22 protein-coding genes are annotated in these 15,789 nt (G+C 57.6%); 3 read left to right on the top strand and 19 right to left on the bottom strand.

Going from position 1 to position 15,789, the window contains the following annotated elements; genetic code table 11:
- Nucleotides 1-62: 62 nt before the first annotated feature.
- Nucleotides 63-2,294 (top strand): type IV CRISPR-associated DEAD/DEAH-box helicase Csf4, encoded by a 2,232-nt coding sequence (csf4, locus tag AFE_RS04855; protein WP_041645389.1) that lies wholly within the window; start codon nucleotides 63-65, stop codon nucleotides 2,292-2,294.
- An 843-nt stretch (nucleotides 2,295-3,137) separates the two neighbouring features.
- Here csf4 and AFE_RS04845 read toward each other — a convergent pair.
- Genes AFE_RS04845 through AFE_RS04830 form a run of 4 tightly spaced genes read right to left on the bottom strand, consistent with a single transcriptional unit; the run spans nucleotide 3,138 to nucleotide 6,145 of the window.
- A complete protein-coding gene (locus tag AFE_RS04845) occupies nucleotides 3,138-3,488 on the bottom strand; it encodes an SET domain-containing protein-lysine N-methyltransferase (protein WP_158303816.1) in 351 nt (116 codons plus the stop codon).
- A 50-nt stretch (nucleotides 3,489-3,538) separates the two neighbouring features.
- Nucleotides 3,539-5,044, bottom strand: coding sequence for a zinc ribbon domain-containing protein (locus tag AFE_RS04840; RefSeq protein WP_012606745.1), 1,506 nt, complete (start codon nucleotides 5,042-5,044; stop codon nucleotides 3,539-3,541).
- The gene (locus AFE_RS04835) at nucleotides 5,041-5,655 is read right to left on the bottom strand and encodes an IS607-like element ISAfe10 family transposase (protein WP_012606744.1); all 615 of its coding nucleotides are present in this window, start codon (nucleotides 5,653-5,655) and stop codon (nucleotides 5,041-5,043) included. The genes AFE_RS04840 and AFE_RS04835 overlap by 4 nt, the downstream gene beginning before the upstream one ends.
- Before the next feature lie 37 nt (nucleotides 5,656-5,692).
- Nucleotides 5,693-6,145: a hypothetical protein gene (locus tag AFE_RS04830; protein WP_148208600.1), complete on the bottom strand. Its 453-nt coding sequence runs from the start codon at nucleotides 6,143-6,145 to the stop codon at nucleotides 5,693-5,695.
- A 162-nt stretch (nucleotides 6,146-6,307) separates the two neighbouring features.
- On the opposite strand from AFE_RS04830, the gene AFE_RS04825 reads away from it, so the two are divergent.
- Both AFE_RS04825 and AFE_RS04820 read left to right on the top strand, forming a co-directional pair.
- Nucleotides 6,308-6,586, top strand: a complete 279-nt coding sequence (locus AFE_RS04825) for a plasmid mobilization protein (RefSeq protein WP_012606742.1) — start codon at nucleotides 6,308-6,310, stop codon at nucleotides 6,584-6,586.
- Nucleotides 6,586-6,798, top strand: a complete 213-nt coding sequence (locus AFE_RS04820; RefSeq protein ID WP_012606741.1) for a hypothetical protein — start codon at nucleotides 6,586-6,588, stop codon at nucleotides 6,796-6,798. Before AFE_RS04825 ends, AFE_RS04820 begins: the two co-directional genes overlap by 1 nt.
- A gap of 156 nt (nucleotides 6,799-6,954) precedes the next feature.
- On the opposite strand, the gene AFE_RS04815 is transcribed toward AFE_RS04820, so the two are convergent.
- The 15 genes from AFE_RS04815 to AFE_RS04750 form a co-directional block, all read right to left on the bottom strand.
- Nucleotides 6,955-7,638, bottom strand: a complete 684-nt coding sequence (locus tag AFE_RS04815; protein WP_012606740.1) for an SIMPL domain-containing protein — start codon at nucleotides 7,636-7,638, stop codon at nucleotides 6,955-6,957.
- Nucleotides 7,635-8,528 carry a phospholipase D-like domain-containing protein gene (locus AFE_RS04810; protein WP_012606739.1) on the bottom strand — a complete coding sequence of 298 codons (894 nt, stop codon included), beginning with the start codon at nucleotides 8,526-8,528 and terminating at the stop codon, nucleotides 7,635-7,637. Before AFE_RS04810 ends, AFE_RS04815 begins: the two co-directional genes overlap by 4 nt.
- 283 nt (nucleotides 8,529-8,811) lie before the next feature.
- Entirely contained in the window at nucleotides 8,812-9,039 is a 228-nt protein-coding gene (locus tag AFE_RS04805; RefSeq protein ID WP_148208598.1) for a hypothetical protein, read from the bottom strand.
- Nucleotides 9,040-9,044: 5 nt separating this feature from the next.
- Nucleotides 9,045-9,299 carry a hypothetical protein gene (locus AFE_RS04800; RefSeq protein WP_041645376.1) on the bottom strand — a complete coding sequence of 85 codons (255 nt, stop codon included), beginning with the start codon at nucleotides 9,297-9,299 and terminating at the stop codon, nucleotides 9,045-9,047.
- A gap of 13 nt (nucleotides 9,300-9,312) precedes the next feature.
- The gene (locus AFE_RS04795; RefSeq protein WP_012606735.1) at nucleotides 9,313-9,903 is read right to left on the bottom strand and encodes a metalloprotease; all 591 of its coding nucleotides are present in this window, start codon (nucleotides 9,901-9,903) and stop codon (nucleotides 9,313-9,315) included.
- A gap of 52 nt (nucleotides 9,904-9,955) precedes the next feature.
- Complete coding sequence (iscB, locus tag AFE_RS04790; RefSeq protein WP_012606734.1) at nucleotides 9,956-11,320, bottom strand: RNA-guided endonuclease IscB; 1,365 nt, start codon at nucleotides 11,318-11,320, stop codon at nucleotides 9,956-9,958.
- Nucleotides 11,321-11,564: 244 nt separating this feature from the next.
- Nucleotides 11,565-12,452 carry a patatin-like phospholipase family protein gene (locus AFE_RS15245; RefSeq protein WP_049759412.1) on the bottom strand — a complete coding sequence of 296 codons (888 nt, stop codon included), beginning with the start codon at nucleotides 12,450-12,452 and terminating at the stop codon, nucleotides 11,565-11,567.
- A gap of 7 nt (nucleotides 12,453-12,459) precedes the next feature.
- Complete coding sequence (locus AFE_RS04780; RefSeq protein WP_012606732.1) at nucleotides 12,460-12,708, bottom strand: hypothetical protein; 249 nt, start codon at nucleotides 12,706-12,708, stop codon at nucleotides 12,460-12,462.
- A gap of 17 nt (nucleotides 12,709-12,725) precedes the next feature.
- Nucleotides 12,726-13,001 (bottom strand): hypothetical protein, encoded by a 276-nt coding sequence (locus AFE_RS04775; RefSeq protein WP_012606731.1) that lies wholly within the window; start codon nucleotides 12,999-13,001, stop codon nucleotides 12,726-12,728.
- Nucleotides 13,002-13,015: 14 nt separating this feature from the next.
- Nucleotides 13,016-13,423, bottom strand: coding sequence for a hypothetical protein (locus tag AFE_RS04770; protein ID WP_041645372.1), 408 nt, complete (start codon nucleotides 13,421-13,423; stop codon nucleotides 13,016-13,018).
- A 26-nt stretch (nucleotides 13,424-13,449) separates the two neighbouring features.
- Nucleotides 13,450-13,998, bottom strand: coding sequence for a thioredoxin fold domain-containing protein (locus AFE_RS15240; RefSeq protein ID WP_012606729.1), 549 nt, complete (start codon nucleotides 13,996-13,998; stop codon nucleotides 13,450-13,452).
- Nucleotides 13,985-14,143: a hypothetical protein gene (locus AFE_RS16315; protein ID WP_012606728.1), complete on the bottom strand. Its 159-nt coding sequence runs from the start codon at nucleotides 14,141-14,143 to the stop codon at nucleotides 13,985-13,987. Before AFE_RS16315 ends, AFE_RS15240 begins: the two co-directional genes overlap by 14 nt.
- Entirely contained in the window at nucleotides 14,140-15,009 is an 870-nt protein-coding gene (locus AFE_RS04760; protein WP_012606727.1) for a disulfide bond formation protein B, read from the bottom strand. The genes AFE_RS16315 and AFE_RS04760 overlap by 4 nt, the downstream gene beginning before the upstream one ends.
- Complete coding sequence (locus AFE_RS04755; protein WP_148208597.1) at nucleotides 15,009-15,305, bottom strand: hypothetical protein; 297 nt, start codon at nucleotides 15,303-15,305, stop codon at nucleotides 15,009-15,011. Before AFE_RS04755 ends, AFE_RS04760 begins: the two co-directional genes overlap by 1 nt.
- Before the next feature lie 54 nt (nucleotides 15,306-15,359).
- Nucleotides 15,360-15,776, bottom strand: a complete 417-nt coding sequence (locus AFE_RS04750; protein WP_041645368.1) for a YkgJ family cysteine cluster protein — start codon at nucleotides 15,774-15,776, stop codon at nucleotides 15,360-15,362.
- Between the last annotated feature and the right edge of the window lie 13 nt (nucleotides 15,777-15,789).

Genomic DNA, 15,789 nt, shown 5'->3' with positions numbered 1-15,789 from the left:
GTTGCCGTGATAGATTAAATATACTATTGTTAGTCTATAGCCATCTTCGAGGATTTGCAAACATGCCCACAGTGACAGTCCCGCTCATCTCCGTACCCGACGCCCACGCCATGGCCACCAACATCACCGACACGTACCGCAACCTGGTGGCCATCGGCCTTCACGTTGAAGCAACACGGTGGCCGCCGGCGGTGGACATCGCGAGTTTGCCGCGCAAAAGCCTGTTCTTCTCCCCCGCGCAGCACACCAAGATCGAAGAGGCGGCCCAAAGCTTGAGCCTTTCTTTCCAGCAAACATTCGCCACGCTGTGTGCCGCAGGGTTGGCGGAAACCAGCGCCAAGCACGACGCTTTCAACTCCGCTTTCGCCTTGACCACTCCGCCGCCCTTCTCCGGCGCGTCCCAAGAGCAAGCGTTGTTTTATCGGAATTGCCTGACCTCCCTGCGCCAAAAGCGCATCGGCATGCTGGAAGGATCCACTGGCGTTGGAAAATCTCGGGCCATGATTATGGCCGCCCTGACCATGGCCAAAGAGCGGCCAGATCTGCAGAAGATCGTGATTACCGCGCCAACTCTCGCTGTGCTGGGCCATCTCTGGTCTGAACTGGAACGGTTGACGGCTGAAGGGTTGGCGGGCGGGGTGCAAGCCGGCTTCTTCCCCGGATCCCAGGAATTCATCGATCCAGGAAAGCTCCAGGAATACCTGGACCAAAGCGGAGACAAAGATCCTGCCGTACAGCTCTGGATGGGCCAGGGCGGCCCCCTGATACATGAAGCCGCGCTGATCCGCGCCATGTCCCGCGCGCCAACCAAGATGCACCACATGACGCACGACCTGAAGGCGTTGGCCACCAACCTGAACCCGCAAGATTTCGTGACCGAAGACGATGAGGATAAGCGCCTGGTGGAATCGCGGGAATATGCCCGCAAAAGCCGGATCCTTTTTTGCACGCACACCATGCTGGGACTGGCTTTCCGGGATAAGTGGGGATTGTTCGGACAGCCGGATATACTCATTGTCGATGAAGGTCATCTCTTCGAGCAGAATATCTCGCGCGTATATTCCAACGCGCTTTCCCTTCGCATGTTGCGATTCCATCTCTACGTTTCCAAGAGAAAAACCGGGGCCGGAAAAGGCTCTGTCGTGAGCAAGGCGGTGTCTGCCGTGTCCCACTGCATCCAGCAGGTATCCGCGCTGGACGTCGGCGACGGGCAAACACTCTGCCTGGATGCCGGCAATAAGGAATTGGAGACATTATTTTCCGACCTCGACGCCGCCCTCAACAAAAAGGCGCTCTCCGTCGTCAAGGATGTCAAAAAAGCCAGATTCATTCTGGATAACGCCATAACCGCCATCCAGGGAAAAGCGAGCACGGTCTACCTGCAATTTTCTCCCGACCGGCGCTTTCCGTCGATCATCTCCGGACGAGAGGACTTGGGAAAGGTGCTGGGCGGCATCTGGAAGGACATAACTCATGGCGCCATTATCGCTTCGGCCACGCTCTATCTTCCCGACCGCTTCGGGCAGATGAAATGCGACTATCTGAAAAGCGTGCTCGCGCTTCCCCTGTCTCGCCTGGACACGCCATCACCCATTGTGGCGCCGTGGGTCCGCAACATTCCTCATCTGCATGTTCCAAATGCCAAAGCGGCGTTTCTTTTGTCCCGCCCAGTCGGCAAAACCGAGCAAGGCGACATGAATTTGTGGCTTTACAACCTCTCATTGAGCACCGCTGCGATTCTACGCAAGAAACAACACGGGGGAACCGTTATTCTCACGGTCGCTTTCTCGCATGCCTCTGCCATCGGTCAGCGCTTGGTGGAACTTGGCATACCTGCGGAACGCATTGTGATTCAGAGCGAGAAAAACCGCTTCTCCTCCGCCGAACAACAATACCGGGCGCTCTACGCCAATGGAATCCAACCCATCCTGATCGCGGCTGGCGCGGCATGGACCGGCATCGATCTCACCGACAAGAGCGTTTCTCCCGATAAAGATCGTCTTCTGTCCACGCTCATCCTGACCTGCGCGCCAGTCGGCCTGAATCGCAGCCTGTCCATGCTGAAGCGCATCGAAAAAACCAGCGTACGCCCGATTATCAACGAGTCTCTGATGATGTTACGGCAAGGTCTCGGGCGCATTGTTCGGCATCCCGACATGCAAAAGATCGACATCTGGATGCTCGATGGCCGGCCCTGGAGTTCCTGGCCATACATGGAATCCTGGCAGGAGTCGGTGAAAACCATCCTGGACGGGTATCCAAAAAAGAAGCTGTTCGTGTTTCCTCCGAAATAGGCATCGCCGCAGCAATCACAAGATATTCGTTCTTTCACAACAAAGAAAATTGCTGTAAAACAAGCCGCTACCGACCGGAGAAAAACCGAAGGTCGGTTAGGTCTCGCTCCGTATTTCCTTTGGAAATCAGGCTGTTGCTGGAATGGGTTTGCGGTATGCCGCCACACGCGCGGCTGAGAAGTGATATGTCGCGGTCTACCAAGATGATCAGCGGTATGCCGCCACACGCGCGGCTGAGAAGATCGCGCAAGTTGCAGATGCCCTGACTGCGCAGTATGCCGCCACACGCGCGGCTGAGAAGACGCAGAGGGCCCGGAAGGGGATGAGCTAGGGGTGTGCCGCCAGGTGCGCGGCTGAGAAGTTTTGGGGGCCGCCAGCCCCCGGTGGTGTGCCGCCAGGTGTGCGGCTGAGAAGTTTTCATAGTCCGTGCCATGGATACGGTAAACGTGTGCCGCCACAGTGCAGTTGGGAAGAAGGTGGCAATACCGGAGAAAAAACGGATAGCGTGCCGCCAAGCGCGGCTGAGAAGAAGTCCACCGGGCAATACTCCGCGCGGTGGCTGTGTGCCGCCAGGTGCGCGGCTGGGAAGTTTGTATTGGCAAAAAAACAGTACAGAACCTAGTATACCGCCAGTTGCGCGGTTTGAAAGTACGAGCGTCAGTGAGGCGACGGCAGTATGGGCTGTATGCCGCCACACGCGCGGATAGGAAGATGGGCGACCGAATGCTGGAAATCGGCGCTTCGTGTGCCGCCAGGGGTGCGGCTGGGAACGCATGGATCGCCCGGCGTCGCACCGGCGCGAAGAGTATGCCGCCAGGTGCGCGGCTGAGAAGACCTTGCACTTTACCGCACGGCGGCCGGCACCAGATACCCTGAATATGGGGACTCGAAATATCCGCGCGGCAACGGTTCCAGCCGGTAATCCAGGAAGAACTCCTCCTCCGGCTCGATGTCCCGGCTAATCACCAAAGACAGCCCACCGCAAGGCAAAGGCTCGATCCGAACATTGGGTTCCGTCGAGTGGTTGATATAGCTGTATTGCGTACGGAAAGGCCTGGCGAGCAACCGGTCTCCCGGCAGCGCATTCCATTCCATGAAAAAGAACCGGCGCATGCGGCCCAGGCCAGGGGCCAACCGGGCCTGCAGCAACTCGTATTCATCGTGGGAAAGCACCTGCCCACCCAGATTTTCCACGAAAACATCGTTAATATAGTTCCAAATTCCATAGAACATCATGGAATCCGTTAATCTGTCGTGGTGTTTCCCGGCCAAATGGCCGCCCGGTGATCCGCAAAATAGGGATTACCTTCCACAACAAGACGCAGGGCACTATTGACCTGCATGCCGGACAACCGCCCGGTCCATCGCTTCAGGAAACGGCCAACCGTTGCCTGAAGGATTTGCCGTTTCGATCTCCACGGAGCGTACTCGGGCAGAGAACGTCTCTGCCGGATGACTTCCGCTCCGTTCGGATCGGCGTGCGCTTTCCTGCCGCAAAAGCGGCAATGAAACTTTGACTGCGAAGAACGGTTATTCTTCGCCACATAATCACAGGATTTGCACGTCTGGCTGCTATACGCCGCATGCACTTCCTCGACCAGAAAACCATATTCCTCAGAGAGCATGTCGAGCTTTTGACGAAACCAGGTGCGCCCGAAGTTCTGCACCAGCCGATTGAGCCTCCTGGACAAATCAGGGCTGCGGAAATCCAGGGACTCAATCACCACTTTGGCCGGATGTACCCGTGCAAACAACCCATTCAGCACCCGTCCGATTTCGTTCTTGAGGAAAGACCGCATCCGGTTGACCAACGTGTCGTAACGCCGTGAATGCACGGGCAGTCTTTGTCTTTGGCGCTCGGCCGCCAGACGGGAGATCTGCGCGTCCAGACGGCTCAAGCGATCGATCAGATTGCGCCCAAGCAATTCCCCCATGCTGGTGGCTACCAGCGTTCTCAGACCCACGTCGATGCCGAGCGTATCTACGATCTGCGGCCTGGGGCGTTCAAGTGAAAACACCGGCGCAGATTCCTTGATGCGGGCGATATCCAATGCGCCGAGTTGTCCGGCTATGGCCGTGCCTCGCCGCACATTGATTTGCACAAAAGCCTTTTCATCACCGTCCGCCGCCAGGGCGTATGGGTTTTCATGCAATGGTATGTGGATGGGCTTGCGCGGATTCAGAGTAGCCAAAGTCAGCCAGTAAGGGAATTCTGCGCTGTGCGCTTTATTGGGTGCCTCCACTCTGGCCACTTTGGCATCCAGCGCCATACCCACATGCCGGAAGGATGGCTTGTTATGTTTGTTCATCAACCGACGGAAGAGATTACGCGCCAAACGCATCACATGTGCCGGAATAACCTCTTTCCGCATGACGACGCGGTCCTTAAACCAAAGCCCGTGCTTGTTGATGAAAAGTAACTGAATACGAAGACGTTCTCCGTCTTCCGTCTTGTCCTTCCAAAGCGATGAATGGATCACCAGCATCCTGAAATCATTTTTGCGATTGGAAAGCCAGGACTTCAGGACTCCGACAACCTGACGCTGGCAGGTCTGCAGATACCGTTTGGAGATGATATGGTCAGCCGGACAAATGGATCCGTCTTTTTCCATGCTGCCAGTAATGAATAACGACTTCCATTGGTCATTGGCGATTCGTTGCGCCGATTGCCGATAGGCGCGCAGCACGTCCCATATCTGCCGTTCTTTAACGGCATTGGCCGCATGACTGTATGGGTAGGTGCGCATCATGATGCCACCACTCCTGGATCACTGGCGACGGTTGCTGCTTCTTGTTCCAGGCAGGCCAGTAACCGCTCGGTGCGCCGCTTGCTGCGGCGAAGTCCATACATGCGGGCGCTGAACGAATAGATGACCGCCACCAGGTCCTGCACCAGATCTTCTTTGTCGTTATCGGCTAGATTGACCACCTCGATCCGCTTCCCCAGTTGGCTCAGAAGGGTGTCGATATAATGAAAACCGAAGCGGGTCAGGCGGTCCTTGTGTTCCACAATCAGAATGTCCCAATTTGTGGATTTTTGCAGTAGCTTCTCCAGTTTTTTGCGATGATCATTGACGCCGCTGCCGGTTTCCTTGACGACCTCGATCACCTGCCAGCCTCGTGCCGTGGCGTACTGCCCCAGTCGTTCGGCTTGGCTCTCCAGGTTGGGTCGATTCTCGGCTGAAGAGACCCGCGCATAGATCACGGCCTTAGTGCCTTTTCGTTCGGACGGGTCGGGAACGACGACATGTCCGGTTTCATCCAGCCAGGCGCCAGGTATTCGGCCCGCCTTAAAACGGTTCCAGGCGGCGCGGTACCCAATGCCACGCTCCTTGGCGTAGTCGCTCAGTTTCTTTCCCATGAAAACTAAGACAAGTGGTGGTCGTATTGGTTCCATCCTATTCTATTAAAATCCATCTTAACGGACGACGTTGGTGATACCATTTTTTCAAGGCGAAAAGCCCAAAGCCATGCACCGGGCTATTGCGTATCTCTGCCCCGGCAGACAGGACCTTGGTGTTGGCGCGCACGAACAGGAGATCCCGCGTCGCATCCCGCCGATGGTCCCGATCCCGATACCAGAGACAAAAAGACCCGTCGCGCCGGGACCAGTCGATGCGATACTCCTCCCCGGTCAGCGCCAGCATCTCCGTGAAGACCTGCAACTGCACGTCCCCGACGATATCAAAAAGACGGTCCGGATGCCCATGATCCGGGAGCCCGAAAAACCGCAGAATAGCCTGCGGAGAACGTCCGTCCTGCACCAACGTGCGTATCCTGAGCATATCCCCCAGATATTCAGATCCCTGATCGTTCAGCGCTTCCTGCTTCCAACGCTCGCAAGCCGGCACAAAGAAATTTCGGCTATGTGCAAACTGAGGTGGGAAGTCTTTGCTCGCATCAAACCCGACCAACCTCCGTTTTGTGCAAAACATGGTTGTAAGCCCACTTGATTTTTTGCGGGCTCCATTTATGATACACATGTGCTGAACATGCACAGCAAGGAGAAAGCAATGGCAACAGCCAATGAACGCATTCCGGTTCTGGTGACTTCGCAGGAGAAGGCACTGATCTCCAAGATGGCCCGGGACGCTCATATGTCGATGGGAGAGTTTCTACGCCGCGCCGCCTCGTCGTTCCGCCCGAGCGAGGACGAGAAGATGCTGGAGGGGATGATTGACCAGATGTTGAAGACAACTGCCCAGGCGAGTGCTGCCGTTGACGACGCATTGTCCTTTGTGGATACCTCAAACAAACGTATTGCAGCCATGGAATCTGGGCGGGTGTATTGATGGCAATCACGGACAAGATGTGGGATGCGTTAACCACCGTCATCAAGATGAATGACAAGGTTGAGGCACTGGCCGGCACAGCAAAGTCACAGCAGGAAAAGATTGAGAATCTAACGGGGCGGGTAATTCGGCTTGAAACAGCGTTGGAAATTGCATTATCACGTCCGGTTACCACAAGGACTGATGCGGCCCAACTGGAACTCAAAGACTGATCGCGTTCCGCGTTGTGCTGCCTACCGTCCAATGGGACGTTCCAACCAGAAGCATTTAAGACCATCCGATCGATCAAAGCCGCTGGGCTTGCGGTTTCCAACCCTGTTTTGCATATTGCCGAAATTTCCAGAATCGAACGGTAACTGTCGCATATATCACCTCTCACAGTAAGCATTGCCCCCAACCACCACCCTGCCACTTTCCGTCCCGCCCCGGCCGACTACCGGCCCGGGAACGGCCCGGGCGGACAGCGCCATGACCGGCATAGGCCGCGCCAATGGGACGACATTCGTGTTGATGAAGACCTGTCCCAGACGCGCCCCCTTGTAGCCCATCGCCGCGCAATTCTGCTGTGCTTCTTTCCGGTACCGGCGCAGCCCCCGCAGCTCAGCCGCTCTCCGTGCCTTGTGTGCGGCGGCAGGACACGCTGCATAATGCATCCCGACCAGGCGCAACCGGGATTGCAACGTGCCCAGCAAGGGGAGCAACGCGGCCGGATCCGGACTTTGCACGGCCAGATCTTCCCGTACCAGCCAGGGCGCACCGGTTTGGCCCGTCGCCTGGGTCTGGTACCCGGCACTACGCCAGGTAATCCCAGGCACCGATTGTAGCAGGGCTTTTGCCCAGGCCACGTCCTGATTGACCATGGCGGCCAGCTTCGCCGGGTTTTTCCCCGACGCCTCTGCCTGTAGATCGGCATGCAACACCGTTCTGGGCACCCGGTAATGCGTCACCACATGGAAATTGACGCTGGCCGGATTTGGCGCTGGTGTCAGCACCTGCGCCGCAGCGAGGCTCGGCAAGCCCAAAAGCAGCCACAGCAGTTGCGCACGCCTCATGCCGGCCCCGTCGCCTTCCAGTCCCGCGCGAACTGCGCCTGCAACATGGAAATATCTCTTGGATTGTTCAGGATCAGCCCCATTTCCCGGTTCATCTGAAGCGACGAAACACTGTAATTTTCGCTCCCCACAAAGGCGTAATGGCTCGAAATTTCGGCTTTCGCGTGCATGTAGATCGGTTTCTTTGGCAACAGCCGTACATGCACCCCGTGCCGCATCAGAAAGTCCGCGTTGCGTTTGTCCTGGGCGCTGATGCTGGCCGGAAGGATCACCCAGGCCTGCGCACCCTTGGCGGCAATGGCGTCGAGCATTTCCCGGTCATTGCCCATCTCCTCGCTCTCGATCTCCACGGTTCCAGGCTGATTGATGACCGCCAGCATTTGTCCGGCCGACGTGCCGGGAGATAGGACCAACACCCGATGCGTCCAGGCCGGGGCCCGTTGATTGGTCCAGTCGGCCGCGAATACCGCATTGGCCGCCCGAACGATGTTGGGGTTTCTGGTCACATCCAGGTACTCCCGGTTGCGATGAAAGGCGCTCCAATCGAAGTTGGCCGTGCCGATTTCGCATTCGTGGGTATCGCACACGTACTTGGCATGGTCGAAGACGTACCGGCCCGGGGCCGCCTCAAAGCGTGGCGGCGCCCACTGCAATGCAGCGCCTGTGGCCTGCACGGCGCGAACCTCCTTCTGGATCATCCAGGGCTTCATGCCATAGGGATGCTCGTCCAGAATCACCCGCACCGCCACACCTCGCGCATGCGCGGCCCGCAAAGCATTCAGAATAGGCCGACTGGACAGATAGTACACATTCAGGCTGACCTCGCGCCGGGCGCTGGCGATCACCTGAACGATGGGTGTGGGACCGGCATAGGGTTCTGTGAAAAGCATGAGAATTTCCTTTCAGGATGGGATAGGGATATGGGTCGGTATTTTCCGGGACTTCCGGATTTCAACTTTGACCGGTGACCGACTGGGAACAATACGTTCCTGGACTTGCTCCACGGGCAAATCCAGATCGCGCGAATAATGGAACCGGCCTATGTGCTCATCGGTAACCGGGCAAGCACCCTCACCGCCGCAGCATAATAAATCCGGCTGGTTGACCGGCTCCTGGTTTCGCGGACGCCGCACGCCGTATTGCGGCGCGTGGACTATTTTTGTCCAATCCAAATCAAAAATCCTTTTGTAAGCGTTTCTTGACCCGATAAATCCAGGTGAGCACCACGATCGACTGGATGACCGCGAAAGCCACCAAAACCGCCTCAAACATGCCCATTGTGATCCGATGGGAGATGACCAGCGCCAGAATAGCCACCAAAAAAACCATGTCCACCCATCCAATGATGGATAAGGGCTTTTTCAGGAGAGCAACCATTTCCTTGTTGGCAGGCTTTTCCATAATGGTCACAAGCCCTTGATGTACTTGAACGAGGTTTCGTGGCACTGCGGGCAGACAAACACCTGCACGACCATCTTTTTCTCGAAAGCCTCCTCCCCGTCGCTGGCCAGTTGCCCGCCCAACATGGCGGCGCCGGCGCCCAGCACGCCAGTCAAGCCCCCCATACGGATGCCGTGGGTCCCCATATCCTGCATCTGCGTCTGGCAACAGGGACACTGCGCCTGCATCGCTTGCTGATGATTTTCTCCAAATCCAAACATGATATCGCTCCTTTTACCCGTGATAAAACCCGTTTTCCAACAAGAACAGCCCGCTGACGACAATGATGAACACCATTCCCCACCGATACAGCAACGCCCGCTGTGCGGGTTTTAGATGGATGCCGAACGCCGGCAGGTAGCTTTCGACGATCTTCCAGCCATCCAGTGGCGGGATCGGGATGAGATTGACCGCCGCCAGCGCATAATTGGCGATCCCCATGATCACAAAAGCTTGCGCCCAATTGCTGGGGATGGGCAGCATCGCCAGAGTGCTGAACACGCCACCCATGAATACCGATGCCACGGGCCCCGCCAAAAAAATGATCCGCCACTGCATCGGACTTGCCATGGATTCGGTGAACCGCGCGTAGCCCCATATTGGCAAAATGCCCAGGGACAACCTGCCCCGCCGGTAAAACACCCCGATGCCCGCCTTAACCTCCAGAAGCGCATCATCCCCCAACAGCTTTCGTATCGCCCAGGCGTGCCCCAGCTCATGGACCAGCATGGACAGGTCGAACAGTAAGAGCACGAAAAGCACCGCGAAGGGAAAGGCCCAGGGGTCCGTATGCAGAGCGTGAATAAAAGCCGATTGTTGGGTCACAGGATGGCTCCTTTTTGCAGCGCGAACTTTCGAATAGCCTGCGCGTGGTGCATCAGTTCCTCCCAGCTTCGGCAATCCCGTGGTTCAGCGCGGGGTGGAGAAGCGACCAGTGGTATCCGTAACCATCGCCGCGCTGAACCAGTTTGCAGAATCGGTAATGGATGTGTTGCACCAGTCCGTTCCCGGTCTGGATGTTGAAGCTGCCGCTGGCCCGGATGGCAACGCGGCCCAGATAGGTGCCTACCTTCTTGCCTTTCGTCACTACCGCCTTGACCATATCGCCCGTCTGGAACCCGAAAGCACTCTTGCTGCGGGTGAGATAGCCACGCGGGAAGCCGTGCTTTGTCAGCCGCGTGCGCTGGTAGCTTCCGCGCCCCGTCGCTTTGATACCGAGTACCGGCTGCTGCCAGTGTTCGAGACCATCGACATGCCCCACGCAGGCAGCGTCCAGACAATGTTCTTTGGGGATTTGTAGCCGACTGCGATTCCACTTCGTCCTGCCGCCGGTGCCGACCTCGACATCGAGACCGGTAGCCACCAGTTGCCGCCAAAGCGCCCAACGGGTACTGTTGACGGCAGCGGTGTCCTTGAGGGGTGCCTTGCGGCTTGCCTCGATGCGGGTCAGACGTTTCGGGTCGTGCGCCAGAAACTCCCGCACGTCCCGGTTGCTCTTGCGCTGGTTGCAGGGGAAACAGGCCAGGGTGAGATTCGATACCCGATCCGAGCCGCCCGCGCTCCTGGGGTGGATATGATCGATGGTCAATGGGGTATTCTGGGCATCGCAGTAGGCGCACTTGCGGCCCCACTTCTCCAATAGGTACTCGCGGACCTCGTAGCCAAACAGTTCGCCGCGCTGGTACTCGATCCCGCTGATCTCGGGATTCTGGAGTGCCTGGGTATCGAAGCGGTGCAGCATGGTGGACAGGGCAGATACCGGCGCCCAGCGCAACAGCCTCTGCACCCAAGCCATCGTCGTATCGACCCGGTGCTGCAAGCTCGGAGCCAAACGGCCTTCTGGTTTGGCGCGATTGTCGAAGCGGGCCGGACGGTAGCGCAGATTCCCGCGCCGCCGCCGCCGAAAAGCCCGCCTCTGGGTGAGCGCGTCGCGAATGGCATAGCCCCGATGCTGCAACTCCAGCAGCATCAACACTATGGCCTTGCGCTGGATTTCGCCGGTATCTTCGTCCACAGACTCCTGTTCCCGAACCAGAGCCATGCCGGTTGTTTTACTACCTGGGTCGAGCTTGAGCCGGACGGGTTGCAAGGTGGAATCTTCCTGCAAGCGATCCACCAGCCGGATGGTAAACGGCACCATGCGATGCACCCGCGCCCGGCCACGCTCCAGCAGCAGCCGCGCCCGTTTCTCCGAGCACGGCATCAACGGCTTCTTTCTTTTATCGAGTACCAATACGGCCATGACTACCTCCTACAAAGCCCTTACGGGCGCTTGTGACGCCGCTTTGCGGGCACTATCCGCGCAGCGATCTCCCCTCGGGGTTGTCTGCAACCGGCTCCCATCTTGCGATGGCGGCTGGAACCTTCGGCGCTTTCCCTTTCGCCAGCATGATTCTCACCTTCCAGTGTCCGGGACTGAGGAAGCATCCCGGAGTGGGTCTCAACGACCTGTTGCAAACGTCTGCCGGATCACTCCGGCCCCCTGGTCAACCTAGCCTGCTTTCACAAGCTCCGCCCTTCAGGGCGGGGGAGTTGACGGCCGCGTCGTACCCAACCCGGATCAGATCCGTGGCCTGATGATAACTGAAGCAGCTATGTTCCCGCACCGCCGGTTCCACCAGCACATCCGGCGGACATTCCCGCAACCTCGCCTGTCCCAACTCCCAAAGCGCCGTCTCGTTGGCCAACCGCGCCACCTGGAACCAGCCGAATGGCCGACGAAACCGCCCGCCGATCTCCGGCCGTAGCCGGGGCGATAGCTGAGCCTGCACCGCGACCACCGGCCATGGGTACCGGGATCTGGCGACAGACACGGGGAGAGGATTGACCAGCGCGCCGTCCGCCAGGTGCCGCCTCTCCTCATGCGTATGCGGGGCCAGAATGCCGGGCATGGCGATACTGGCCCGCACCGCCGACCAGGCGAGGCCTGAGTCCAGCACCACCTCCGTTCCATCTTGCAGATCCGTGGCGACCGCCACAAACGGCACGGCGAGATCCTGGATGGATTTTCGTTGCAATTCCGCCTGAAGAAATTTTCGCACCCCCCGGTCCCGGACCAGTCCGGCACCAAATGGAAAGGGCATGAACATCCGAATAACCGTGGAAAAATTGACTTGCCGTGCGGTATCCGCCAGATCTTCCGGTGACACCCCCGCACAATACAGCGCCCCGATCTGCGCACCGATGGAACAACCAACCACCGCACGCACCGGTACCCGGATTTCTTTCAACGCCTGCAGAACACCAATGTGCGCCAGCCCGCGAGCTCCACCCGATCCTAGAACCAGAGTGACCCCCGGTTCCTGGGGCGGGCGGGCGGATTCCTTTCCGGAAACCAGCCGCATCTGGGAGGAATAGACCAGGCGAGGTCTCAAGCCAGTCTCACTCCTCGCGCTCCCCAACCAGGGACTCGACCGTATCCAGCGTGTCGCGCTCCTCCTCGACGACCTCACCCGACTGTCGTTCCTTCTCCACCAGGCCAATGATCTTGTTTAGCTTGCCGGGCTTGATGTCCAGATGCTCGGCGACCGCCTTGACGTCTTCCTTCAGTTGCTCCTGCATGGACGCGATTTTCGCCCGGCGGTTGATGATGTCCTCAATGGCTTCCCGTGCTTTTTTACTGATTTCCATAATCTTCTCCTTTCGATTTACAGTGTATTCCTGCGAATTTCTTCCCATGCCTCCGCCTCTTGCTTCCTTGTCTCTGCAAGATCCTCTGGAGACGGGCCATCAGGCCCATATCCCATCTTCCCCCAAAGCGCGGCCTGAATCTGAGGTGAAGGGGTTGCGGTGTCGAGATAGCTGGAAATCGCCTTGATCATTCGAGGCTCCCATATTTCATAATACTGGCCGCACTGCCCTATTTCCTTGGCCAAGCTTTCGAAAATGGCTTCGGGATCGTCTTGTTGTGCTGATGAAGGCATTACAGGATTTCCACTTATTTGGCGCCAATTGCTTTCATATAAGCGGGGACAGCCGGAAGCACAGCTTCATATTGACAACGCGCCTGGGTGACTGAGCTACCCCACTCAAATTTTCCGGATCCATCATATTCTCCGTCTTTGTTCACAAGAGAAACCGATACAACATGGTTTTTACCGTGTATAAACCTGTACAGTTCTGTTTTGGTAACCAGCATCAGCCGAGCCGTACATTTCTTATCCTGTGGTTGAAACGGTATAAGCACATTGGCCATCATCCAGGGCGCGCTCAGTATTGACCCTGTTTTCTTGGTTGAATGAGTTAATGCGGTCACCGATTCTCCGGCGAGCGCGCATCCTGAACCAACAGCCAACAACCCACCAACTGCACCCAGAATTACCGCAAAACGACGTATGCTTCGCATTTCTCTCTCCTTTGCAAAAATGACACTCATTGCGCCGCTATCAGCGCTCGCTGCATGACGGTAATGGGTTGCTCCCCGATCAGGCTAGCGACCTTGCCAGCGGCGCGATCCTCGAAAAGAATCGCCGGCACTTCACCATCGGGATCGATGTCCTCCAGCAATTGGTTGTTACGCTCGACAGCGGATGCCATGGCCGGCGGCACGTTTTGCATACGCGGCAATGCCAGGTGCCCATTGTGAAACCCCGCCTCCGCCTGGAGAAACGTCTCCCCTGGGTGACGCGACTCTAGTAAGGTGGCGGCCCTGGGCAGGCTGCCGGCATCCAGCACTGCAACCGGCACGATCCGTAACCGCAGCTTGCCAGATAGCAGTAATGGCTGAAGCTCACGAAACTCCTGGTGACAATAGGGACAATCCGGGTCCACGAAATCGGTGAACACCGGGCCGGACCTCCCGATCAGGAACGATGTGCCCTGATCCTGCACCCGGGTCAGAAAATCCGCCGCATGGGCGGTCACCAGCGCCGACATGGCCATCAGCAGAGCCAACAGAATGCCACGGCTATTCTTCCCCATTCGCCTCATCCTCCCCCGCCTGAATGCGGTCTTTGACGCCACGCCAGGCGAAAACGCTGATCGAAAACACCAGCACCAAGCCAAGGGCGGCGACTGGCAACAAGGCAATCCCCGTCAGCAGGATAACCAGCCAATACGAGATCAACGGGCTTTCCCCAACAATAGAGGCCGCAGCAGCCAGAACGACATCGCCCAGAGCAGCACGAACAGTCCCGCCGTTTCGATGCCGATGGGTGCGAACCAGAGCACCTGCGATCCGGCGACGCCACAGCTCGGGCCACCAGCGCTGATCAGCGTGCAAACATGCGCCAGTGATGTCGATGCATGTTGCATTTCGATGATTTGAGCCAATGACCCGGCCAGCCCACCCATCACGCCGGCCAGCAACAGCCGATCGAACCCACCCAGCGCGCCTACTGCGACACCCAACAAGGCACCACGATCCAGCCAGCAAAGCGGGCAAGGCTGCCAACCCTTGATCATCTGCAATCCAAGGGCAACGGCAATCGCGACCAGCGCCAGGAGTCCCACCAGCAAACGCAACTCCCAGCGAATGAATTTGGGCAGGTCAACGCGCGCCAGCAAGGGAGCGAACAGCAACGGGACCATCCCCGTCGCCATGACCGAATACTCCGTGCTATTTCCCCCGGGCAGCCAGCGCATTTCCGCGACAACCACCAGGATGCCGCCCAGGGTGGCCAAAACAGCCAGGCGCGGAGTTTCCCGCAACGATGCAGCGGTATAAGCGATGGACCCGATCAACACGACCACCGCGAGTTTGATCCACCATGGCAAAACTGCCGATGGAGCGATCGCCGGTGCAAGATCGAAAATCGGCGCGCCGGAAGCCGCCGCCATGCTTGCCAGACCGCCGGAAGCACCAGCACCCAACAGACTGGCTCCGGCCTGAGCACCCACCGCGCACACGCCGCCGGCGCACGCCCCGGCCCCGGCTGAAAATAGGGCGGCGATGCTACTGCCAAAACGGGAAAGAAAACCGATTCCGCGCATTAGTGAACTTCCTTTTCAGTCTCGATACCTTTCCGAGCCTCACGCTTCGCGGAGCGATAAACCTCGCGCAGCCAGCGGCCCAGGAAGAATGAAAACCCGGCACCTAAAATAACCGCAAAACCACAAATTAACCTTGTGGCTATCACGGTCATACAGAAAGGGAAGCTGCAGTGACGTGGAACAGTAGCAATATGAGGCTGAAGAAGAACGTACCCTATGCCATAGGCCATCAATGCCATAAATCCAGCAATATAGATTGGAGTTAACTCTTTGTGAAACACAGTTTTCCTGGCCATGATCCACAATAGCCTTGCGTGATAGTTTTTTAAGACGCCATCAAATTGACACACCTATCCGGTCCTCCGTTTCTTCGATCGAAACGCCATTTGCTCCCGCAACAAATCCCTACCCCGCTTCAGCACCGCCGGCGCCAGACGGTTGTTGGCGATCCCCTCCGCAGCCTTTTTAGGCGTTAGCCCACGCACGGCACCAATGCAGGAAAAGAACTGGCACATGGCCGGCGCATGATCGTGTATCGTGCAGCCATCCTTGCCCAGATAATGGCAATCGCCGTTTTCTTGTTCAGGAATTCTGAAAAATCCCGGCATTTCCGGCATGGGAACGGCCTCGAACTGGGCAATGTCATCGCCCATGCTGGGAGAAACGACGATCAGCATGTTTTTGCAGCAAAGATGGCAGTCGCCACAGGGCACCTCCTGTCGCTTAGACCTTTCCTGAAAGCCTGGCATTTTAATTTTTCCAATCATTTCAATCCTATCC

Origin of the sequence: Acidithiobacillus ferrooxidans ATCC 23270 (assembly GCF_000021485.1) — a bacterium.
GTDB lineage: Bacteria > Pseudomonadota > Gammaproteobacteria > Acidithiobacillales > Acidithiobacillaceae > Acidithiobacillus > Acidithiobacillus ferrooxidans.
This window is presented reverse-complemented; position numbering and strand designations above follow the sequence as displayed.